This window comes from Nocardiopsis mwathae (assembly GCF_014201195.1).
Lineage (GTDB): Bacteria > Actinomycetota > Actinomycetes > Streptosporangiales > Streptosporangiaceae > Nocardiopsis_C > Nocardiopsis_C mwathae.
This window is the reverse complement of record NZ_JACHDS010000001.1, coordinates 5,808,117-5,829,047: the sequence shown is the minus strand read 5'-3', so window position 1 is coordinate 5,829,047 and position 20,931 is coordinate 5,808,117. Positions and strand designations below refer to the sequence as shown.

The window sequence follows — 20,931 nt, the reverse complement described above, 5'->3', positions numbered from 1 at the left end:
GACAAATCCCCGGATCGGGGCCCACGGACACGAAAGCGCCCCCTGACCGGCACAAGCGCGGTCAGAGGGCGTTCTCCTCGGGTGGCAGGTGCAGGGTTCGAACCTGCGTAGGCTGAGCCGGCGGTTTTACAGACCGCTCCCTTTGGCCACTCGGGCAACCTGCCTGGGATGCGGCGACGTGGTCGTCGCGGCGCATGAATGAGGATAGCGGACATGTGGCGCGGACACGAAATCGATTGCCTCCCGGGCGATTGAGGCCGCGTTCGGCATGCTGTCCGGGCACGGCGGCCACCGCACGACTAAGCTCTGTCTCTGCCGCAGCCGGACGAACGCGGACCTGCCCGTCGCGGACCGGCTGCGTCGACACCACCCCTCGGGCCGCCCTGCGGGGCGGTCCCGAAGGTCGTCTGCCAACCGTCTGTCAAAGGTGTGAACACACGTGGCCGCTGAGTCCAGTTTCGACGTCGTATCCAAGCTCGACCGCCAGGAGGTCGACAACGCGCTGAACCAGACCGGCAAGGAACTCTCCCAGCGCTTCGACTTCAAGGGGACCGGCGCCTCCATCAGCTGGTCGGGCGACCAGGGCGTGGAGGTCCGCGCCAACTCCGAGGAGCGCGTCAAGGCCGCATACGACGTGTTCAAGGAGAAGCTGATCAAGCGCAGCGTCTCGCTGAAGGTCCTCGACCCGGCCGACGAGCCGAAGATCTCCGGCAAGGAGTACCGCCTGCCGGTCGCCCTCAAGGAGGGCATCTCCACCGAGGACGGCAAGAAGATCTCCAAGATCATCCGCGAAGAGGGCCCCAAGGGCGTCAAAGCCCAGATCCAGGGCGAGGAGCTGCGTGTCAGCTCCAAGAAGAAGGACGATCTGCAGTCGGTCATCAACCTGCTCAAGGAGAAGGACCTCGACCTGGCCCTCCAGTTCGTCAACTACCGCTGACCGCTAGCCGCCCGGTTCTCTGACCAGCAGTTTCATGCTCCGGCCACTGCCGTAGGGCACACCCGGGGCACATGTCTCCGAGTTCGGGGCGGAGAGTGGACGCCATCGTGCCCGTACACGCCAAGGGTGGGCGCTTCCCGAACAGCACGAACCCCGCCGTCCCCTGTAACGGCGGGGTTCTGTTCAGGCGGTTGCGGGGATCTGGCTACTCGAAGGGCGACCTCCACACGATCGGCGGGTAGAGGCTCTTCTCCGACGTGGTGGCGACGATGGTCAGCCGCTCGCAGTGGGGACAGGTCGCGCTGAGGACGACGCGGCCGTCCAGGGTGTAGCCGGAGCGGACGATCGGGGCGCCCATGGCGTTGGCCCATGCTCGCAGCCGGATCGGGTCGCCGACGTCCTTGATCTCACACCAGGTGGTCATCGTCGGCCCCTGTCCACCTGGTTGAGCAGGCGGGCGGCCTGGTCGCGGGTGAGTCCGCACTCGCGCACCAGCGCGCGGAAGACGTCGCCGCGGGAGGTGCGCAGGCGGATCGTGAACCCGAGGTAGCGGGCGGTGTAGCGCTGCGGGAACGGAAGCTCGGACTCGCGGAACACGGTGATGTCGCCGAGGACGACACGGATAGCGGAGGTCATCGCGCGACCTCCATCGCCTTCAGCGCGACCAGTCCGGCGAACTGCCGGAACCGGCGGGCCTCGATGGCCCGCCGGTGTTCCAGCGCGGTGATGTACGGGCGGATGCGGCGGCTCCGCCGCGATGGCAGGATGGACATCGTCATCAGCTCCTGACAGCTGGTGGCCGTGCCCCGGGGCGCCCCACGCCGCCGGGGTCTTCTGTGTCTACCGACCTTACACAACCGAACTACAGTGTGCTATAGCAAGCGTGTCATGCTATCGCTCGCCCAACCATGGGATGACTCTCTACTGTGTGCTTCGTGGTAGAGCTAGCTGACAATCGCCCCAGGTGGCGCCAGGTTCACGAGATCATCAAGGAACGCATCCGCTCTGGGACTTATGCGCCTGGAACGCGGATTCCTTCGGTCATCCAGCTGCACGAGGAGTTCGGCATAGCAACCGCTACCGGCCAGAAGGTCATGCGGGCGTTGCGGGCGGATGGCCTGGTGTACACGGAGCCCGGCATGGGTTCGTTCGTTGTGATGCAGCCGGATGCCAAGCCCGACTCCGACCAGTAGCCAGCGGTATAGGAATGATCATCTGGAGCTATGGCGGCAGGCCGGACGAATTGGGGGAGCGTGGCGTGGTCGGTTCCCATGACGGCAGCATGGTGGCCGCCCCTTGTCCGGCGGAAGTTGACCGGTGTTGACTACCGTGACAGTCAACGGTCAACCCGGGAGTGCCCGTGACCGACTTCGCCTCTCGCGTCCGCCACGCGCTACGCGCACGCGGTATGTCGATGAGCCAAGCCGCGCGGACGCTCAACTACGACCGCGCCTACCTGTCGCGCGTGCTCAACGGCAAGCAACGCCCCTCATCCCAGCTCGCCCACGCCCTTGACGAACTCCTCGGCGCCGAGGGCGCGCTGGTGGAACTCGCCGACGCCCTGACCCCCGACGACCGCGCCCGCATCGCCCGCACCCTCGCCGCACCCTCGCGGCTCGACAGGGGCACCGTGGACGCACTCGCCGGAGCCCTGGCCGCACAACGGCGACTCGACGACGTGTTCCCCGCCGTGGCGATGCTGCCCGCGACCACCGCGCAATGGGACAGCATCGACAAGCTGGCGCGCGATGCGCGCGGCCCGCACGCGGAGGACTTCCACAAGGTCGCCGCCGAATGGGCCCAGTTCATCGGGTGGCTGCACGCCGAAGCCCGCAACGACGCCGACGCGGTCCGCTGGCTCACCGCCGCCGAAGAACGCGCCGACGACGTCGGAAGCGGGGAGCTGGCCGCGCAAGCCGCGAACTTCAAGGGGTACCTAGCGCGCCAGCAGCAACGCCCCCGGGCGGTCGTGCGGTGGTTCCTCGCCGCTTACCACACGCCCGGCGCCACGCCCCTACAGCGCGTCGGCGACGCCGTCCAAGCCGCCCACGGCTACGCCTGGCTCGGGCAGCGGGACGACGCCCGCCGGTTGCTCGACGAGGCGGCCGACCTTGCCGACGCGTCGGCCGACCAGGCGCCCCCGGACACGGCCTACTGGCTCTCGCCCACCTTCTCCCGGATGGGCATCGGGTTGGCGCTGCTGGCACTCGGCGACCACGCCGACGCCGCCGAGAACCTCCGGGTGGGACTCGACGGTCTACCCGACGACCAGCGGGGCGCCGAGTGGGCGCGTGAATACCGGGACGCGCTCGACGAGGCGCACGCCGACGCCTAGACGCTCCTGGTGTGTGCCTGGAGGAGGGCACATCCAGGGCACACAGGGTTGGAATCGAGCGAGATTCGACGCGACGCGATGAGACATGAAATGCCAGGTCAGAGAGGCTTAAGGGGGGTGGAGCCCCTGGTGGCTCCACCCCCGTTTCCAGTTCGTGAACTACCGCTAGCCGATTCCGCCGGACGGGTCGCCCGCCGACGGCATCCGCGCCTCGCCGGCTCGGCGCGCGAGGGCGAGGGCGAGGGCGAGGGCGGCGGCCCGGTTCACCGCAGGCCCCAGCCTTCGTCCTCGGCCAGGCGGCGCAGGCGGCGGATGCGCTCGCGCGTGGGCGGATGCACGGCGAAGATCCGGCTCATCCCTTGCGGCGGGAACGGGTGGGTGATCATCAGGTGGCCGGACGCCAGCAGCCGCCCCTCGGTCGGCAGCGGGTGGGTCCGCGCGCCGACCTCGATCTTGCGCAGCGCGCTGGCCAGGCCCACCGGGTCGCCGGTGAGGCGGGCCGCGGCCGCGTCCGCACGGTACTCCCGCCCGCGGGAGACGGCGACCCGGACCACCATGGCCGCGGCCGGGCCGAGCACCAGGAAGAGCAGCCCGCCCAGCAGACTCGGCACGTCCTCGTCCTCGGAGTCGCCGAGCGGCAGCAGCAGCGCCAGGGCGGTCAGCGACGTGATGATGGCGGCCAGCGTCGCGGCGACCGAGCAGACCAGGGTGTCGCGGCTGCGCACGTGCGCCAGCTCGTGGGCGATGACACCGCGCAGCTCGCGCTCGTTGAGCAGGCGCAGCAGCCCGGTGGTGCAGCAGATGGCGGCCCGGCGCGGCCCCCTCCCGGTGGCGAAGGCGTTGGGTGCCGGTGTCGGCGACAGGTAGAGCCTCGGCATCGGCTGGCGCGCCTCGGTGGCCAGCTCACGCACGATCCGGTAGAGCTCGGGCTGCTCGATCTCGCTGATGGGCCGTGCCCGCATGGCGCGCAAGGCCATGGAGTCGCCGAAGAACAGCACGAGGCCGTTCATCACGATCACCAGGACGATCCCGAGTTGCAGCCCCTGGGCACCGGCGATCGTCCAGCCGCCCAGGACGACCAGCGCCGAGAGACCGGCGAGCAGGCACGCTGCGCGGATCGTATTGCGGTGCACGACGACTGCGCCCTCCTCACTCTCCGGCCCCTCTCCAGGCCATCCACCCTTACGAACGCGCGGATCGTGGCCGTGCGTTCCCGTCACCGGGGGATGAACCACACCGCAGGGTGGGCGGAAGGCAACAGAAAAGTACGCAGCGCCGCAAAATCTCCCATCTCGGCAACAACCGGGCCACCAGGACGCGGTGCGGTCGGCCGGTGTCGGCCGCACCGGCACACGGCCGTGCGGCCTCACGCGCGGCCTCCCGCCGGCGCGCCGCCGTAAGAAGCGCAGGACAGCGCGGGCCACCCCGCCCTTCCCACCGACGCAGCCCCTACCGACCCCGGAGCGCCGCACCGCACCCAGGGGTGTGATCTAGCACACCACGCACCACTCCCCCGACAAGGACGACCTATAGTGCAAGAGTGGTTCTCATCACGTTGATCGCCCAGCCGGGGGCGCCGCGCGTCGGCCGTCCGCTCCTGGACACCGTCCGCACCGCCGGGGTGATGTGTCGACCCTGAACCCCCCGCGGCCCGTCCCGTGCCCAGTCCCGAGGAGGCGCGGCGCAACGGTCCGCCACCGCACGCGGCTCCGCCCCCGCTTCCGGCGGCGACGGTGACGCGACCGCGGCCGTGAAATCCACCCGGTTCCGCCCCGCTCCGGCGAGGTCTCAGGCGAACGCCCGGGCGAACGCACCATCCGCCACGGGTCGGCCGAGCGGGCGAGGACCGAGTCACCGCATCGAGCCGCCGTCCCCGTGCCCGGCGGCTCCCCCAAGGAGGTCGGCGATCTCAGTGACCAAGCAGGTCCGACAACTCGACCGTGTCATCATCCGGTTCGCAGGGGACTCCGGCGACGGGATGCAGCTCACGGGTGACCGCTTCACCCAGGAAACCGCGTCGTTCGGCAACGACCTGTCCACCCTGCCGAACTTCCCCGCGGAGATCCGCGCCCCCGCGGGGACGCTCCCCGGCGTGTCCAGTTTCCAGCTGCACTTCGCCGACCACGACATCATGACCCCGGGCGACGCCCCCGACGTGCTGGTGGCGATGAACCCGGCCGCGCTCAAGGCCAATGTCGACGATCTTCCCGACGGCGCCGTCGTCATCGTCAACACCGACGAGTTCACCAAGCGCAACCTCGCCAAGGTCGGCTACGGCGGCGACCCCGTGGAGGACGGCAGCCTCTCCCGCCTCAAGGTGAGCCCGGTCCCCCTGACCTCGATGACGGTCAAGGCGCTGGAGGACTTCGACATCTCCAAGAAGGACGCCCAGCGCGCGAAGAACATGTTCGCGCTCGGGCTGCTGTCCTGGATGTACAACCGGCCGACGGAGGGCACCCACGGCTTTCTGAAGTCGAAGTTCGCGCAGAAGCCGGAGATCCTCGCGGCCAACCTCGCCGCCTTCCAGGCGGGGTGGAACTTCGGCGAGACCACCGAGGACTTCGCGGTGTCCTACGAGGTCAAGCCGGCCCGGCTGGCACCGGGGACCTACCGCAACATCACCGGCAACGTGGCGATCTCCTACGGCCTGATCGCCGGGGCCCGGTTGTCGGGGCTGCCGCTGTTCCTGGGCTCCTACCCGATCACGCCGGCCTCCGACATTCTGCACGAGCTGTCCAAGCACAAGCGGTTCGGTGTGCGCACGTTCCAGGCCGAGGACGAGATCGCGGGGGTCGGCGCGGCGCTGGGTGCGTCGTTCGGCGGTTCCCTCGGCGTGACGACGACGTCCGGGCCGGGCATGGTGCTGAAGGCCGAGACCCTGGGGCTGGCCGTGATGACCGAGCTGCCGCTGATCGTCATCGACGTGCAGCGGGCCGGACCCAGCACCGGCATGCCCACCAAGACCGAGCAGGCCGACCTGCTGATGGCGATGTTCGGGCGCAACGGCGAGTCGCCGCTGCCGGTGCTGGCACCGCGCTCGCCCTCGGACTGCTTCGACATCGCGATCGAGGCCACCCGGATCGCCGTCACGTACCGGACCCCGGTGATCGTGCTCTCCGACGGCTACCTCGCCAACGGGTCCGAACCCTGGCGCATCCCCGACGTCGGCGGGCTGCCCGACCTGTCGGTGGAGTTCACCACCGCGCCCAACGGGCCCGACGGCGGGTTCCTCCCCTACCACCGCGATCCCGAGACACTGGCCCGCCCGTGGGCGGTGCCGGGTACGCCGGGGCTGGAGCACCGCATCGGCGGCATCGAGAAGAGCTCCGGCAGCGGCGACATCTCCTACAGCCCGGCCAACCACGACCTGATGGTGCGCACCCGCCAGGCCAAGGTCGACGGGATCGCGCGGGACATCCCGCCGCTGGAGGTCGACGACCCGACGGGCGACGCGCGCGTGCTCGTGCTCGGGTGGGGCGGCACCTACGGTTCGATCGGGGCGGCCGTGCGGCGCGTACGCCGTGCGGGCGGCCATGTCGCCCAGGCCCACCTGCGCCACCTCAGCCCCTTCCCGGCCAACCTGGGCGAGGTGCTGCGGGCCTACGACCGGGTGCTGGTCCCGGAGATCAACCTCGGCCAGCTCGCGCTGCTGCTGCGCGGGAGGTTCCTGGTCGACGTCATCGGATACACGAAGGTCCGCGGCCTGCCGTTCAAGGCCGAAGAGCTGGCGGGCGTGCTTCAGGAGGTCATCGACCGTGGCGAGTGAGAGTGTGCGCGGCCCCGGCGGCGGCGATGGCAGCGCCCCGGGCTCCGGGGCGTCACCGGCGCAGGGCGGGTGGTCCCCCAAGGGGCTGAAGCTCGTCCCGCGTGCCGACGTCTCCTACAAGATGAAGGACTTCAAGTCCGACCAGGAGGTGCGCTGGTGCCCGGGCTGCGGTGACTACGCGATCCTGGCGGCGTTCCAGGGGTTCCTTCCGGAGCTGGGGGTGCCCCGGGAGAACATCGTGATCGTGTCGGGCATCGGCTGCTCCTCGCGCTTCCCCTACTACCTGAGCACCTACGGCATGCACTCGATCCACGGGCGCGCCCCGGCGATCGCCACCGGCCTGGCGGCCAGCCGCCCGGACCTGTCGGTGTGGGTGATCACCGGCGACGGCGACGGGCTGTCGATCGGCGGCAACCACCTCATCCACGCGCTGCGCCGCAACGTCAACATCAACGTGCTGCTGTTCAACAACCGCATCTACGGGCTGACGAAGGGGCAGTACTCGCCGACCTCGGAGCCGGGGAAGGTCACCAAGTCCTCGCCCATGGGGTCGCTGGACTCCCCGTTCAACCCGGTGTCGCTGGCGCTCGGTGCCGAGGCGGGGTTCGTGGCGCGCACCGTCGACTCCGACCGCAAGCACCTGACCGGTGTGCTGCGCGCCGCCGCCGACCACGAGGGTGCGTCGTTCGTGGAGATCTACCAGAACTGCCCGATCTTCAACGACGACGCGTTCGAGCCGCTGAAGGACCCGGCCGAGCGGGACACCCGGCTGCTGCGGCTGGAGCACGGCGAGCCGCTGCTCGTCGGTGCGGACCGGGGCGTGGTGCTCGGCGAGTACGGCGAGCTGGGCGTCGCCGACGTCGCGGAGGTCGGCGAGGAGCGGATCCTCCGCCATGACGCGCACCGCGCCGACCCGGGGTACGCGTTCGCGCTGTCGCGGCTGGACTACCCGGCCTTCGACCACGTCCCGGTGGGGATCTTCCGCGATGTCGCGCGGCCGACCTACGACGAGCTCATGGCCGAGCAACTGGGCGAGGCCCAGGCGGTGCAGGGCCGCGGCGAGCTGGCCGGGCTGCTGGCCAGCGGAGACACCTGGACAGTGGACTGACCCGACCTCCGCCTGCCCGCTCGCCCACGGGGCGCCGCCGGAGGCGTGTGGGGCGGGTCACCGGCGACCCGGTGCCCCGCCCCACACGTGTTCGCGGCCCCAGGGGGCGTATTCGGGCCCGCGCACCCGGCCGGAATCCTTACCCTGGACTCGATTCGACGCTTCCGTCGGCATGCCCCGGTGTCCTCGCCGCGGTCCCGGGCGGAGAGCCGCATACCGGCGCGCCCGAGGTACACGCGTAGGTGAGGGAGGCGCGGCGCTGCGGATCCGCTACCCGATGGCCGGTTTCACTCCACTTTGATCCCCCTGATTGTTAGTCTTTCGCCCCTATGAGCGCACATTCCACAACCCCTACCCCCGACCGCACCGGGCCGTCCCCGGCCCCCCGGACCCCACAGGACGGTGACCGCCACGTGGCTCCCGGCCCGCTGCCCGCCCGACGCGGCGTCCTCGCCACGACGATGGCCATCGGTGTCATCCCGCTGCTGGTCCTGCTCCCGCTCGTCGCCGCGCGGTGGGATCCGCTGATCTCCTTCGACCTGTCGGTGGCGCGGGTGCTGTACGACGCCGTCTCCCCCTCTCCCGCCCTCGCCCACGGCCTGGAGCTGTGGACGGAGGCCTTCGGGACCTGGGCGATGCGGATCGTGTCCCTCCTGGCCGCCCTGTGGCTGCTGATCCGGCGTCAGTTCAGCACCGCGGTCTGGGCGGGTGCGACCGTCTTCCTGGCCAACCTCTTCGGGCTGATCATCAAGGTGGGCGTCGACCGGCCGCGCCCGGAGTTCACCGACCCGATCGCCACCGGCGTCGGCCCGTCCTTCCCGTCCGGGCACGCGCTCATGGCCGTCACCGGCATGGCCATCCTGCTCTTCGCCGTCCTGCCGCTGCTGCGCGGCGGCTGGCGGACGTTCGCCTGGGTCGTCGCCGTCGGCATCGCGGCCAGCACGGCGTTCAGCCGCCCCCTCCTGGGCGTGCACTGGACTACCGACATCGTCGCCGGGATCAGCCTCGGCGTGTTCACGGTCGCGCTGACACTGCTGCTGTGGACGTTCCTGCCGCCGATCGCGCGCCGCTGGGACCGGCCGATTCCCGCCCCGGCGACGAAGGCGTAGCCTGCGACCATGCGAATCGTCATCGCCGGAGGGCACGGAAAGATCGCGCTGCGACTCGAACGGCTGCTGGCCGACCGCGGCGACACCCCCGTCGGCCTCATCCGCAACCCCGACCACGCCGCAGACGTCACGGCCGCGGGCGCCGAACCCGTCGTGATCGACCTGGAGGCCGCGACCGCCACCGAGCTGACCGAGAAGGTCATGGGCGCCGACGCGGTGGTGTTCGCCGCCGGCGCCGGGCCGGGCAGCGGGGCGGCGCGCAAGGACACGGTCGACCGCGCGGCGGCGCGCCTGCTGGCCGACGCCGCGTCACTGGCCGGGGTGCGCCGCTACATCATGGTCTCGGCGATCGGCGTCGACGACGGCCCCGCTCCCGACGCCGAGCCGGTGTGGGCGGCCTACGTGGAGGCCAAGCGGGCGGCCGACGCCGACCTTCGGGAGCGCAGCCTGGAGACCGACTGGACCATCCTGCGTCCGGGGCGGCTGACCGACGAGCCGGGCAGCGGGAAGGTCCGGCTGGCCGAGAAGACCGGGCGCGCTGCGGTGAGCCGGGACGACGTCGCCGCCGTGATCGTCGCGCTGCTCGACGAACCGGCCACGATCGGCCGGGTCCTGGAACTCGTGGACGGGGAGACCCCGGTCGCCGATGCCGTGGCCGCCCTGGCGGAGTAGCACGGGCGCGGGGAGCCGGGGTCGGCGGCCGGAACCTTGTGGTCAGATGGGCGCATAGAGGGCATCATGGGTGCGGTGCGGCCCGGCTGCGGCCTCTCCGGGCGGACCGCGAGGTTCACCGGTGCCGTAGCCGCCGGAAGCGGCGCGCCGGCGGTGCTTCCCGCGCCCGCGGGGAGGATCCGCGCCCAATCGAGCGGATAGGTACGGTTGACACATGAGCGTCACGCAGGTCGTGAGGGACAGCACCGTCGTCGAGCATGCCAAGGTCGCCGCGCAGCAGAAGCGCAGGATGTTCATCATCCAGCTGGATGTGAACAGCTACGACGACGGCACCAGCAAGGTGCGGCCGGGCCTCACCCGCATCCTCGAAGGCATCGAGGAGGCCGGATGGCGGCTGGACATGATCACGCCCACGGAGGACTCCGAGGGCAAGTCCATGCGGCTGTTCATCTTCCGTCTCGACCCGCAGCAGGACGCCGGCCGGCCAGGGAAGGACCAGGCGGCCCAGGAGGGCACGGGCGCCCAGCAGGCCTACCAGCAGCATCCGACCGGTGCCCAGCAGCAGGATGCCTACTCCGGCTACCAGCAGACCGGCGGCCACCCCCAGCAGGCGTACGGCCAGCAGCACCCGGGCTACGGCCAGCAGTACCCCGGCTATGACCAGCAGCAGGGCTACGGCTACGACCAGCAGCAGTACCCGGGCTACGGTCAACAGCCCGGCTACGGCCAGCAGTACCCGGGCTACGGCCAGCAGCAGGGCTGGTAACCGCCCTCCCCACTCCACCCGAACGGCCCGCGCGCGTCAGCACGCGGGCCGTTCGGCGTGGACACCGTGGGAAGCGTGCGTCACTCCATCGGCTGGACGAGGAAGAACTGGTTGCCGGACGGGTCGTTGAACCAGGTGGCCTTGTCGCCCCAGGGCATCGTCTCCGGCTCCTGGGTGAAGTCGACGCCCTTGGCGCGCAGCGAGGCGTACTCGGCGTCGATGTCATCGGTGACCACCGAGATGCCGCAGCCCTTGGCCTCGCCCGGAGCCGGGGGCTTCCGGTCGTAGACCTCCGGCTGCCCGAGGACGACGGCGGTCTGTGCCCCGCGCGGCGCCACGGTGAGCCAGCGCATCTCGCCCATGGTGTTGTCCTCCCGCTTCTCCCAGCCGAGCGTGTCGACGTAGAAGCGCAGGGCCTCTTCCTGATCGGCGACGATGATGGTGGTGGAGTGCAGTTTGGTGATCATTGATCCAACCTAGGTTCGGATGCCTCTGCCGTCTTCCCCGCTCCGAGGCGTTTGCCCAGCCTTTGCGTGGGCTGGCCGAGGGCGACGACAAATCGTCCCCAGCCCGAGGAATGTATCCCGCTCGTACGACACTTCGACGTCGTCGATCCCGCACACCTCAGAGAATCTGACACAGCGGCTCCGCGAATTTCCTCGCACTCACCCGTAGCCGAACACAGATCCGAATACTGGTCTCCATGCGAGAAGGGGGGCAGTATGTCTGTCATGAGCATCGGGAAGCCGGAACCTCCCACGCGGCCGTTGACCGTCGACGACCTCGAACGGATGCCCGACGACGGGCGCCGCTACGAGCTGGTCGACGGGAGGCTTGACGTGTCTCCGGCACCGGTCTTCAACCACACGACCATCGACACAAGGTTGACCGCCTACCTGGCATTCGCCGTTGCGCCCGAGGGATTCACCGTGGCCAGCGGCCCGGGAATCAACTTCAACGCCGACCGGACGCACCACCGCATCCCCGATATCGCGGTCATCCGTACGGAGGAACGAGAGCACCCTTATCTCACCCGCCCTCCTCTACTGGCGGTCGAGATCGTCTCCCCGGAGAGTGTGATCCGCGATACCCACACCAAGCGGCGGGAGTACGCGGAGTTCGGCATCGAGTCCTACTGGATCATCAACCCTGCGCCGGACAAGATCGGCCTGGTCGAGCTCCGGCTCGACAGCGGTCAGTACACCGAAGTGACGCAGGTTTACGGGGAAGAGGTCTTCGAGACCGATACCCCCTTCCCGATCAAGCTTGTGCCGTATTGGCTCGCCGCTGAAGGCGATGAATGGAGAGAGCGCATCAGCGGCGAATGAGGCGTGACGCATAGGTTGGGCGACGCGCGTTGCGCGTGTCGCCCAACCTGTGAACGGTCAGTTCAGCAAGTGCTCACTCGCCGGTGCGGGCGATCCCCACCGGGCAGGACTCGCCGGTGCCGCCGATACCGCAGTAGCCGCCGGGGTTCTTGGTGTCCGCGAGGTACTGCTGGTGGTAGGCCTCGGCGAAGTAGAAGTCGCCCGCGGGGAGGATTTCCGTCGTGATCGGGCCGAAGCCGGAGCGGGTGAGGACGGACTGGAAGGCGTCCCGGGTGGATTCGGCGGCGGCCTTCTGGGCGTCGTCGTGGTAGAGGACGGCCGAGCGGTACTGGGTACCGACGTCGTTGCCCTGGCGCATGCCCTGGGTGGGGTCGTGGTTCTCCCAGAACACCTTGAGCAGGTCGGCATAGGAGATCCGGCGCGGGTCGAAGACGACGCGGACCGCCTCGGTGTGGCCGGTGCGGCCGGTGCAGACCTCGTCGTAGGTGGGGTTGGGCGTGTAGCCGCCCGCGTAGCCCACGGCGGTGGTGATGATGCCGTTCTCGGCGCCGATCCGCCAGAACCTGCGTTCGGCGCCCCAGAAGCAGCCCATGCCGAAGTCGGCGATCTCGCTACCCGCCGGGTAGGTCGGGGTCAGCGACGTGCCGAGGACCTCGTGGGGCGGCGGCGCGGGGATCGGAGTGTCGCGGCCGGGCAGTGCCTCGGCCCGGTCGACCATGGTGGTTCTCTGCCCGAACATGGGCCCAGCCTAGTCCGTGTGCGATGTCCCGACCCGATGCGGAACCCGACCGCTCCCGCGTACCCACGGTGATCGGCGCTGCGCACCGGTGGCCGCACCGGCCAGGGGCCGAGGCTTTCCGCTCGCTTCAGCGATCGCATAAGCAGAATTAACTATTCATCCGATGATACTTCCAATAATCTGAACCGCGTGTCGGAATCCAAGCGCGGCGTGCTCTTCGGAGCGAGCGCCTACCTCATCTGGAGTTTCTCCACCCTCTACTGGCCCCTGCTCGACGCCGCCGGGTCCGTCGAGATCCTGGCCCACCGGATGGTCTGGGCGCTGCTCGCCGTCGCCGTCATCCTCGCGGCGCGCGGACGCTGGAACGGACTGCTCGCCGCGTTCCGCGACCGCCGGAAGCTGCTCATCCTCGCCGGGGCGGCCGCCGCGATCTCCGTCAACTGGGGTGTCTTCATCTATGCCGTGAACTCGGGGCAGACCTCCCAGGCCGCGCTCGGCTACTTCATCAACCCACTGGTCAGCATCGTGTTCGGGGTGCTGTTCTTCGCCGAACGGCTGCGCCGCGCCCAGTGGATCGCCGTCGCGCTGGGCGCGCTCGCGGTCGCCGTCCTCACCTACGCCTACGGCGCCCTCCCGTGGATGTCGATCACCGTCGCGCTCACGTTCGCGACCTACGGGGCGCTGAAGAAGCTGGTCAGCCTCGACGGTCTGGACAGCCTCGCCGTCGAGACACTGCTGATATTCCTGCCGGCGCTCGGCTACCTGCTCTTCCTGGGGCATTCGGGCACCGGGACGTTCACCGGCGTGTCCACCCAGCACACGCTCCTGCTCATCGGTTCGGGCGTCGTCACCGCCGTCCCCCTGCTCTGCTTCGGCGCGGCGGCGCGGCGCATCCCGCTCAGCATGATCGGTCTCCTGCAGTTCATGGTGCCGGTGATGCAGTTCCTCTTCGCCTGGCTGGTCTTCGCCGAGGAGTTGCCGCTCAGCCGGTGGGTCGGGTTCGGCATCGTGTGGGTCGCACTGGTGGTGTTCGTGGTCGATATGCTGCGCCACACCGGCCCGCGCCCGCCCGCCGCCGGTCGCGAGGACCGTGCGGTGGCAACCGGCTCCGAGACCCCGCTGTCTCCGAGGCCGGTGGCAGCGGTCGGGGACGCGGGGTGTGCCGACGCCCCGGGTCAGGCCGCGTCTCCGCCGCGGCTGTCGCGGTAGCGCTCCTCCTGTGCGGGGACGTCGGGGCGCCGGGCGTGCTTGCCCTTGGGTCTCCAGATCGGCTCGGCCGCGCGTTGACCGGGGGCCTCGGGTTCCAGGCCGTAGTGCTCGTAGACGAGGTCTTCCTGCTTCATGGAGATGTGCGCCTCGACCTGGAAGCCGGGGGCGGACTTGATCACGGACTTCGCGTAGGGCACCTGCAGGTCGCCCTCGGACAGCCGCGCGCCGCGGAGCGGAACGAAGTTCTCGCGTGTGCCGAACAGCCCGGAGCGGACCGTCACCCATTTCGGCGCGTCGGTCCGGTCGTCGTAGAAGATCTGGCCGATCTTGCCGACGCATGCGCCGTCCCGGTCCAGCAGCCGATGCCCGATGAGGTGCTGAACGCCTAGCTGTGCTGTCACACCGATTCACTCCCCCGTGTCGCCTGCCCCCGGACGCCGTGGTGCCCGACTCCCGGATCCGCGCAGCTCACAGCGCCGCCGCGGGACAACCAGTGTGCAATGTGCCGATTCCCCCGACCCTCCACCGCCATGCCGGACTTACTGCGCCGTTACCTTTTTCAGGACCTCACATGACCCGTTCGAACAGTGCGAACGGCCCGCGCCCCGATCGGGGCGCGGGCCGTTCCTCGGCGTTCGTGGGCGGGGTGGCGCCGTCAGCCGGTGCGCTCCACCACGTAGTCGCACAGCGCCTCGAACGCGTCGCGCGGCGCGCCCGTCGGCAGGGTGGCGAGCTCGGCACGCGCCCGGTCCGCCCAGGAGAGCAGGTCGGCGCGGGCCGCGTCCATAGCCGGGTGGGCGCGCAGCAGGCGCAGCGCCTCCTCGGTCTCGGCGTCGTCGAGTTCGCGGCCGAGCAGGTCGCGCAGCCGCGCGTCGGCCGGGTCGGTGCCCCGCAGCACGTGGAACATGGGCAGGGTCAGCACGCCCTCACGCAGGTCGGTGCCGGGTACCTTGCCGGACTCGACGGACTCGCTGTCGATGTCGAGGATGTCGTCGGAGAGCTGGAATGCCGTGCCGAGCGCCTCACACGCGCGGGCGATGGTGTCCTGGACCTTGGGGTCGGCCTTGCCGAACATGGCGCCCATCTCGGCCGAGGCGGCGATGAGCGAGGCGGTCTTGTCGGCGACGACCTGCAGGTAGTGGTCCATGGCCTCGGTGCCCTCGCGCGGCCCGGAGGTCTCCAGGATCTGCCCCTGAACCAGCCGGGCGAAGGTGCGCGCCTGCATCCGCACGGCGTCGGTGCCCAGGTCCGCGAGCATCAACGAGGCCTGGGCGAACACGTAGTCGCCGGTGAGGATGGCGATCGTGTTGCCCCACCGCTGGTTGGCGCTGGGCTCGCCGCGGCGCAGCTCGGCCTCGTCCATCACGTCGTCGTGGTAGAGGGTGGCGACGTGGGTGAGCTCGACCACGGCGGCGGCCTTGATGAGGTCGGTGGAGGTCGGGTCGCCGAAGCGGGCCGCGAGCAGGACGAGGGTGGCCCGGAAACGCTTGCCGCCGGCGGCGAGCAGGTGGCTGGCGGCCTCGTACAGCATCGGTTCGCTGGAGGTCACCGACTCCCGCAGCACCTCCTCGACCTGTTCCAGGCCTTCCTGGACCTCCCGAGCGAGGGTCGCGTCGATCGACGGCAAAGCGAGGAAACCGCTCGGGACAGCACCGCTCACCTGAAAGCTCCACATGTCAACGGGCGCGCGATACCCAACCGGACGTATCGCGCGCTCTCGGGATGAACACAGACCGGATAGCCAAGTTATCCGACGGCGAATGAACAGCCAAAGCCACCCACCGAGCTCTCTCGGCTACCGAGCGAACCCGCTGGCCTGCACAACGGCCTGCACTTCCATGCCCGCCCCGTCCGGCGGGTAGAGGTGGTCGAGCAGCGGCGCCGGAAAGACGCCCAGCACCAGGGTGGCGGCGACCCCGACGGCGATGGCCGAACCGGTGAAGGCCCCGGCCCGGATCACGGTGGGCGCTTCGGCCGCCGGTTCGGCGAAGAACATCAGCACGATGATCCGCACATAGAAGAACGCGGTCACGGCGCTGCTCAGCACACCGACGACCACCAGCGGGGTGGCGCCGGCCGCCATGGCCGCCTGGAACACCGCGAACTTGCCGATGAACCCGCTGGTCAGCGGGATGCCGGCGAAGGCCAGCAGGAACAGCGCAAGCGACCCGGCCAGCAGCGGAGAGGTGCGGCCGAGCCCGGCCCACCGGGTCAGCTCCCCGGCCTCGGGCCCGTTCTCGTGCGTGCGCACCAGGGTCACCACGGCGAACGCGCCGATGGTGGTGAAGCCGTAGGCGGCGAGGTAGAACATGGCGCCGGCCATGCCTTCGGGGCTGGCCGCCACGACGGCGGTCAGCACGAACCCGGCGTGCACCACCGAGGAGTAGGCCAGCAGCCGCTTGATGTCCCGCTGGGTGACCGCGATGACGGCGGCCAGCACCATGGTGAGGATCGCCACGACCCACAGCATCGGGCGCCAGTCGGCCACCGACGCGCCGAACGCCACGAGGAACACCCGCAGCAGCGCACCGAAGGCGGCGACCAGGGTGCAGGAGGCCATGAGTGCGGTGACCGGTGTGGGCGCGCCCTGGTAGACGTCGGGCTTCCAGCTGTGGAACGGTACCGCGCCGACCTTGAAGAGCAGCCCGACGGCGATCAGCGCGATGCCGGCGAGCAGCAGCGGCTGGGCGGACTCGGGGTCGGCGAACACGTCGGCGCCGCCCGCTTCGATGGCGGCGTGCACATCGGCGAAGTTGACCGCGCCCGCGTAGCCGTACACCAGCGCGATGCCGAACAGGAAGAACGCCGAGGAGAACGCCCCGAGCAGGAAGTACTTGACCGCCGCCTCCTGGGAGAACAGGCGGCGGGTGCGCGCCAGTCCGCACAGCAGGTACAGCGGGAGGCTCATGACCTCCAGCGCGACGAACAGGGTGAGGAAGTCGTTGGCCGAGGTGAACAGCATCATGCCCAGGACCGCGAACAGCACCAGGGGGTAGACCTCGGTGTGCCGGGACCCGGCGAGGATGTGCCCGCGCTCCTCCTCGCTGCCGGGCACCGCGGCGGCCTGGGCGGCGAACGCGGCCTCGGAGTGCCGGTTCTCGGCGATGAGCAGCAGGCTGACGAACGCGAGCACCAGGATCGTGCCCTGCAGGAACAGCGAGACGCGGTCGATGGCCACGCTGCCCAGCGCCACCGTGGTTCCGGCCTCCCCGGCCGGTATCTCCCCGATCAGCAGGACGGCCAGCACGAACGCGCCCAGCACCGAGGCCATGGTGAGGCCGAGCTGGATCGCCCTGCGCCGCTCCTTGGGGGCGAACGCCTCGACCAGCACGCCGATCACCCCCGCGGCGAAGATCACCAGCATCGGGGAGAGCAGCCAGTAGTCGATTCTTGGGGCCTCTTCGGTGATGACCGGTGCGGCGAGGACCGCAGCGGGCGCCGAGACCATCGGGGCGATCACTCGTCGGCTCCTTCCTGCCCACCGGGCACCTCACCGGCGGTGTCCAGCGCCGGTGCGGGGTCGGTGGCGTCGATCTGTTGCATGGTCTGCTCCACGGCGGGGTTGATGGCGTCCAGCAGCGGCTGGGGGTAGAGGCCGAAGAGCACGATGACCGCGATGAGCGGTCCGACCACCCACACCTCGCGGAGGGACAGGTCGGGCAGGCGGCCGTGCGACTCGGGCAGGGGGCCGGTCATGGTCCGCTGGTACATCCACAGGATGTAGAGGGCGGCCAGCACGGTTCCGGCCGTGGCGATGACGGCCGGGACGGGGTGGAACATGAACGTGCCGATGAAGACCAGGAACTCGCTGACGAACGGGGCCAGGCCGGGCAGGGAGAGCCCGGCGAGCCCGGCCACCAGGAACGTCCCCGCCAGCAGCGGCGCGGTGGTGCGCACCCCGCGGTAGTCGGCGATGGCCGAGGACCCCCGCCGGGCGATGAGGAACCCGACGATGAGGAAGAGCGCGCCGGTGGCGAACCCGTGGTTGACCATGTACAGCGCCGCCCCGGACTGCGCCTGCGTGGTCATCGCGAAGATGCCCAGGGTGATGAACCCGAAGTGGGAGATCGAGGTGTAGGCGATCAGGCGCATCATGTCGCTCTGCGCGACCGCGAGGATCGCGCCGTAGACGATGCTGATCAGGCTGAGCGCCACCACCGGCCAGACGAACCAGGAGGCCGCACCGGGGAACAGCTCCAGGCAGTAGCGCAGCATGCCGTAGGTGCCGACCTTGTCCAGCACGCCCACCAGCAGCACCGCGGTCCCCGGCCGGGAGGACCCGGCCGCGGCGGGCAGCCAGGTGTGCACCGGCCACATCGGCGCCTTGATGGCGAAGGCGACGAAGAAGCCGAGGAACAGCCAGCGCGCCACATCCGTGTCGACGGCGGCCAGCCCGCTGCCCGGCTCGACCAGGTCGCTCCAGAGGAAGGTGCCGCCGTAGACGTAGACGCCGATGACCGCGACCAGCATCAGCAGCCCGCCCAGCAGGCTGTAGAGCAGGAATTTCACCGCGGCGCGGCGCCGGTCCGCGCCGCGCCCGTAGCGTCCGATCATGAAGTAGACCGGGATGAGCATGGCCTCGAAGAAGACGTAGAAGAGGAAGACGTCGGTGGCGGCGAAGACCCCGATCATCATCGCTTCGAGGAGCAGGATCAGCGCGAAGTAGCCCTTGCCTCCGTCGTCCCTGTCGTCGTTCTCGCGCCAGGCGGCCAGCACGACCAGCGGGACCAGCAGCGCCGACATCAGGATGAGCACCAGCGCGATGCCGTCGACGCCCACCGCATAGGAGACCCCGAACTGCGGGATCCACGGGTGGACCTCGGTGAACTGCAGCCGCTGCGTGCTCGACACGTCGAACCGGGAGGCCATCGCCACCAGCAGCAGCAGCGTGGCGAGCGCGACGCCGAGCGCCACCCGCTTGGCGGTCTCGGTCCGCTCACGCGGCAGCAGCGCGATGGCCAGGCCGCCCAGGGCGGGCAGCGCGATGGCCAGGGTGAGCCAGGGGATATCGGTCATTTAGATCCTCACAGCCAGCATTGCGACGACGATGGCGGCACCGAGCAGCATCGTCAGCGCGTAGGTGCGGGCGAACCCGGTCTGTGTGGTGCGCAGCCCCGTGGAGCTGTCGCGGACGGTCGTGCCGACACCGTTGACCGTTCCGTCGACGACCGCCCGGTCGAAGACGTCGAGCCCGGCGGCCAACACCCGGCCGGGACGCATGAACAGCCCCTCGTTGATGGTGTTGCCGTAGAGCTCGTTGCGTGCGGCGACGGTCAGTACGTTGCCGCGCGGGGCGGTGAGCGGGACCGGGGCCTTGACGTAGCGCCACCAGGCCAGGGCGACACCGGCGGCCAGCACCGCCAGGGCGATCAGCGAGTAGGGGCTGAGCACCATGTGGGCGAAGTCGAAGGCGTGCACCTCCGCGCCGATGGCGGGGGCGAGGAAGTCGGCGAAGGTGTGGCCGACGACCAGCAGCGCGCCCAGGGCCACGGACCCGACGGCCAGCACGATCATCGGCGCGGTCATGGACATCGGCGACTCGTGCGGGTGGGCGTCCTCCGCCCAGCGCTTCTCCCCGAGGAAGGTCATGAACATGATCCGCGACATGTAGAACGCGGTCAGCCCGGCACCGAGCAGGGTGGCCGTGCCCAGCAGCTGCCCGGCCACGCCGGGGTACTCGAACGCGGCCTGGATGATCCCCTCCTTGGTCCACCACCCCGACAGCAGCGGGACCCCGATGATGGCGAGGTAGCCCAGACCGAACGTGACGAAGGTGATCGGCATGTGCCGCCGCAATCCGCCGTAGCGGCGCATGTCGACCTCGTCGTTCATGCCGTGCATGACCGACCCGGCGCCGAGGAACAGCCCGGCCTTGAAGAAGCCGTGCGTCATCAGGTGGGCGATGGCCGCGGCATAGCCGATCGGGCCGAGTCCGGCGGCCAGCGTCATGTAGCCGATCTGGCTCATGGTGGATCCGGCCAGCGCCTTCTTGATGTCGTCCTTGGCACACCCGATGATCGCGCCGGCGAGCAGGGTGGCGGCGCCGACGATGGCGACGGCCAGCTGTGCGGTCGGCGCGGCCTCGAAGATCGGCCCGGCCCGGACGATGAGGTAGACGCCGGCGGTCACCATGGTCGCGGCGTGGATGAGCGCGGAGACCGGGGTGGGGCCCTCCATCGCGTCCAGCAGCCAGGACTGCAGCGGGAGCTGGGCCGACTTGCCGCATGCCCCGAGCAGCAGGAGCAGTCCGATGGCGGTGAGCACGCCCTGCCCGGCCTGGTCGGCGGCGCCGAGGACCCCGCTGAAGGCGACCGTGCCGAACGTGGCGAACATCAGCATGATCGCGATGAGCAGCCCGAGGTCGCCGACACGGTTGACCAGGAACGCCTTCTTGGCCGCGACGGCCGCCGACGGCTTGTGCTGCCAGAACCCGATGAGCAGGTAGGACGCCAGGCCGACGCCCTCCCAGCCGAGGAAGAGCAGCACGAAGTTGTCGGCCAGGACCAGCACCAGCATGGCCGCGACGAACAGGTTCAGGTAGGCGAAGAACAGCCGCCGGTTCTCGTCGTGGGCCATGTAGCCCACGGAGTAGATGTGGATGAGGGAGCCGACGCCGGTCACCAGCAGGGCGAAGCTGACCGACAGCGGGTCGATCAGGAGGGTCACGTCCGCGCTGAACCCGCCGGCCGAGAACCACGTGTACACCGGCACCGAGACGCTGCGCTCGTGGGGCGCCATCCCCAGCAGCTCGACGAGGAGAAGGACGGCCCACGCGAAGGCCGCCAGGGGCAGCACGACCGCGACCCCGTGGCCCCAGCCGTTGGTGCGCCGCCCGCCGAGCAGTAGGACGGCCGCCCCCAGCAGGGGCAGGGCGATGAGCAGCCAGGCGTTGGACATGATCGCCCCGCCGGCCTCCGTTGTGACCACCGGTTCGGCGGCGAGGAAGATGTCGGACACAGCCA

At 70.0% G+C, this 20,931-nt stretch carries 21 protein-coding genes and 1 tRNA gene; 10 read left to right on the top strand and 12 right to left on the bottom strand.

Translation table 11 applies throughout. The annotated features are described in order from the left end of the window. Positions 1-82: 82 nt before the first annotated feature. Positions 83-164, bottom strand: a tRNA-Tyr gene (locus tag HNR23_RS25695). 275 nt (positions 165-439) lie between these two features. On the opposite strand from HNR23_RS25695, the gene HNR23_RS25690 reads away from it, so the two are divergent. Beyond that, positions 440-937, top strand: coding sequence for a YajQ family cyclic di-GMP-binding protein (locus tag HNR23_RS25690; RefSeq protein ID WP_184079538.1), 498 nt, complete (start codon positions 440-442; stop codon positions 935-937). Positions 938-1,142: 205 nt separating this feature from the next. On the opposite strand, the gene HNR23_RS25685 is transcribed toward HNR23_RS25690, so the two are convergent. From HNR23_RS25685 to HNR23_RS25675, 3 genes are read right to left on the bottom strand one after another with little or no spacing between them, the layout of a single operon-like run. Further along, positions 1,143-1,361 (bottom strand): hypothetical protein, encoded by a 219-nt coding sequence (locus HNR23_RS25685; protein ID WP_184079536.1) that lies wholly within the window; start codon positions 1,359-1,361, stop codon positions 1,143-1,145. Further along, the gene (locus tag HNR23_RS25680; protein ID WP_184079534.1) at positions 1,358-1,573 is read right to left on the bottom strand and encodes a hypothetical protein; all 216 of its coding nucleotides are present in this window, start codon (positions 1,571-1,573) and stop codon (positions 1,358-1,360) included. Before HNR23_RS25680 ends, HNR23_RS25685 begins: the two co-directional genes overlap by 4 nt. Next, entirely contained in the window at positions 1,570-1,716 is a 147-nt protein-coding gene (locus tag HNR23_RS25675) for a hypothetical protein (RefSeq protein ID WP_184080920.1), read from the bottom strand. The genes HNR23_RS25680 and HNR23_RS25675 overlap by 4 nt, the downstream gene beginning before the upstream one ends. A gap of 156 nt (positions 1,717-1,872) precedes the next feature. On the opposite strand from HNR23_RS25675, the gene HNR23_RS25670 reads away from it, so the two are divergent. After that, positions 1,873-2,130 carry a GntR family transcriptional regulator gene (locus HNR23_RS25670; protein WP_343070725.1) on the top strand — a complete coding sequence of 86 codons (258 nt, stop codon included), beginning with the start codon at positions 1,873-1,875 and terminating at the stop codon, positions 2,128-2,130. A 161-nt stretch (positions 2,131-2,291) separates the two neighbouring features. Next, positions 2,292-3,272 (top strand): helix-turn-helix domain-containing protein, encoded by a 981-nt coding sequence (locus tag HNR23_RS25665; protein ID WP_343070724.1) that lies wholly within the window; start codon positions 2,292-2,294, stop codon positions 3,270-3,272. A 263-nt stretch (positions 3,273-3,535) separates the two neighbouring features. Here HNR23_RS25665 and HNR23_RS25660 read toward each other — a convergent pair whose 3' ends face one another. Beyond that, positions 3,536-4,405 (bottom strand): M48 family metalloprotease, encoded by an 870-nt coding sequence (locus HNR23_RS25660; RefSeq protein ID WP_184079530.1) that lies wholly within the window; start codon positions 4,403-4,405, stop codon positions 3,536-3,538. A 779-nt stretch (positions 4,406-5,184) separates the two neighbouring features. Between HNR23_RS25660 and HNR23_RS25655 the strand changes: the two genes are divergently transcribed. The 5 genes from HNR23_RS25655 (at position 5,185) to HNR23_RS25635 (ending at position 10,693) form a co-directional block, all read left to right on the top strand. After that, the gene (locus tag HNR23_RS25655) at positions 5,185-7,038 is read left to right on the top strand and encodes a 2-oxoacid:acceptor oxidoreductase subunit alpha (protein WP_184079528.1); all 1,854 of its coding nucleotides are present in this window, start codon (positions 5,185-5,187) and stop codon (positions 7,036-7,038) included. 85 nt (positions 7,039-7,123) lie between these two features. Further along, positions 7,124-8,146 (top strand): 2-oxoacid:ferredoxin oxidoreductase subunit beta, encoded by a 1,023-nt coding sequence (locus HNR23_RS25650; RefSeq protein ID WP_184080894.1) that lies wholly within the window; start codon positions 7,124-7,126, stop codon positions 8,144-8,146. Between the two features lie 413 nt (positions 8,147-8,559). Continuing rightward, positions 8,560-9,255, top strand: coding sequence for a phosphatase PAP2 family protein (locus tag HNR23_RS25645; RefSeq protein ID WP_184079527.1), 696 nt, complete (start codon positions 8,560-8,562; stop codon positions 9,253-9,255). Positions 9,256-9,264: 9 nt separating this feature from the next. Beyond that, positions 9,265-9,927: an NAD(P)H-binding protein gene (locus HNR23_RS25640; RefSeq protein ID WP_184079524.1), complete on the top strand. Its 663-nt coding sequence runs from the start codon at positions 9,265-9,267 to the stop codon at positions 9,925-9,927. Positions 9,928-10,141: 214 nt separating this feature from the next. Next, the gene (locus HNR23_RS25635) at positions 10,142-10,693 is read left to right on the top strand and encodes a hypothetical protein (RefSeq protein ID WP_184079522.1); all 552 of its coding nucleotides are present in this window, start codon (positions 10,142-10,144) and stop codon (positions 10,691-10,693) included. A gap of 80 nt (positions 10,694-10,773) precedes the next feature. On the opposite strand, the gene HNR23_RS25630 is transcribed toward HNR23_RS25635, so the two are convergent. Then, positions 10,774-11,160 carry a VOC family protein gene (locus HNR23_RS25630; RefSeq protein WP_184079520.1) on the bottom strand — a complete coding sequence of 129 codons (387 nt, stop codon included), beginning with the start codon at positions 11,158-11,160 and terminating at the stop codon, positions 10,774-10,776. A gap of 264 nt (positions 11,161-11,424) precedes the next feature. Between HNR23_RS25630 and HNR23_RS25625 the strand changes: the two genes are divergently transcribed. Beyond that, complete coding sequence (locus HNR23_RS25625; protein ID WP_184079518.1) at positions 11,425-12,021, top strand: Uma2 family endonuclease; 597 nt, start codon at positions 11,425-11,427, stop codon at positions 12,019-12,021. Between the two features lie 73 nt (positions 12,022-12,094). Here the strand turns inward: HNR23_RS25625 and msrA are convergent, their stop codons facing one another. Then, a complete protein-coding gene (gene msrA, locus HNR23_RS25620; RefSeq protein ID WP_184079516.1) occupies positions 12,095-12,760 on the bottom strand; it encodes a peptide-methionine (S)-S-oxide reductase MsrA in 666 nt (221 codons plus the stop codon). A gap of 189 nt (positions 12,761-12,949) precedes the next feature. On the opposite strand from msrA, the gene rarD reads away from it, so the two are divergent. After that, the gene (gene rarD, locus HNR23_RS25615) at positions 12,950-13,969 is read left to right on the top strand and encodes an EamA family transporter RarD (protein ID WP_184079514.1); all 1,020 of its coding nucleotides are present in this window, start codon (positions 12,950-12,952) and stop codon (positions 13,967-13,969) included. Here rarD and HNR23_RS25610 read toward each other — a convergent pair. From HNR23_RS25610 to nuoL, 5 genes are all read right to left on the bottom strand, one after another. Then, positions 13,936-14,370 (bottom strand): PRC-barrel domain containing protein, encoded by a 435-nt coding sequence (locus HNR23_RS25610; protein WP_343070722.1) that lies wholly within the window; start codon positions 14,368-14,370, stop codon positions 13,936-13,938. The two genes, rarD and HNR23_RS25610, sit on opposite strands and share 34 nt — an antisense overlap. 254 nt (positions 14,371-14,624) lie before the next feature. Continuing rightward, positions 14,625-15,629 (bottom strand): polyprenyl synthetase family protein, encoded by a 1,005-nt coding sequence (locus tag HNR23_RS25605; RefSeq protein ID WP_184079512.1) that lies wholly within the window; start codon positions 15,627-15,629, stop codon positions 14,625-14,627. Positions 15,630-15,764: 135 nt separating this feature from the next. After that, the gene (gene nuoN / locus HNR23_RS25600) at positions 15,765-17,417 is read right to left on the bottom strand and encodes an NADH-quinone oxidoreductase subunit NuoN (protein ID WP_184080890.1); all 1,653 of its coding nucleotides are present in this window, start codon (positions 17,415-17,417) and stop codon (positions 15,765-15,767) included. An 8-nt stretch (positions 17,418-17,425) separates the two neighbouring features. After that, positions 17,426-18,985, bottom strand: a complete 1,560-nt coding sequence (locus HNR23_RS25595) for an NADH-quinone oxidoreductase subunit M (protein WP_184079510.1) — start codon at positions 18,983-18,985, stop codon at positions 17,426-17,428. Then, positions 18,986-20,866 carry an NADH-quinone oxidoreductase subunit L gene (gene nuoL, locus HNR23_RS25590; RefSeq protein WP_184080888.1) on the bottom strand — a complete coding sequence of 627 codons (1,881 nt, stop codon included), beginning with the start codon at positions 20,864-20,866 and terminating at the stop codon, positions 18,986-18,988. Between the last annotated feature and the right edge of the window lie 65 nt (positions 20,867-20,931).

Bases quoted from the DNA above. Each gene is read 5' to 3' on its own strand.
- HNR23_RS25685 (WP_184079536.1), bottom strand. From the start codon at position 1,361: ATGACCACCTGGTGTGAGATCAAGGACGTCGGCGACCCGATCCGGCTG.
- HNR23_RS25680 (WP_184079534.1), bottom strand. From the start codon at position 1,573: ATGACCTCCGCTATCCGTGTCGTCCTCGGCGACATCACCGTGTTCCGC.
- nuoN (WP_184080890.1), bottom strand. From the start codon at position 17,417: ATGGTCTCGGCGCCCGCTGCGGTCCTCGCCGCACCGGTCATCACCGAA.
- HNR23_RS25640 (WP_184079524.1), top strand. From the start codon at position 9,265: ATGCGAATCGTCATCGCCGGAGGGCACGGAAAGATCGCGCTGCGACTC.
- HNR23_RS25630 (WP_184079520.1), bottom strand. From the start codon at position 11,160: ATGATCACCAAACTGCACTCCACCACCATCATCGTCGCCGATCAGGAA.
- HNR23_RS25625 (WP_184079518.1), top strand. From the start codon at position 11,425: ATGAGCATCGGGAAGCCGGAACCTCCCACGCGGCCGTTGACCGTCGAC.
- HNR23_RS25675 (WP_184080920.1), bottom strand. From the start codon at position 1,716: ATGACGATGTCCATCCTGCCATCGCGGCGGAGCCGCCGCATCCGCCCG.
- msrA (WP_184079516.1), bottom strand. From the start codon at position 12,760: ATGTTCGGGCAGAGAACCACCATGGTCGACCGGGCCGAGGCACTGCCC.
- nuoL (WP_184080888.1), bottom strand. From the start codon at position 20,866: ATGTCCAACGCCTGGCTGCTCATCGCCCTGCCCCTGCTGGGGGCGGCC.
- HNR23_RS25635 (WP_184079522.1), top strand. From the start codon at position 10,142: ATGAGCGTCACGCAGGTCGTGAGGGACAGCACCGTCGTCGAGCATGCC.
- HNR23_RS25595 (WP_184079510.1), bottom strand. From the start codon at position 18,985: ATGACCGATATCCCCTGGCTCACCCTGGCCATCGCGCTGCCCGCCCTG.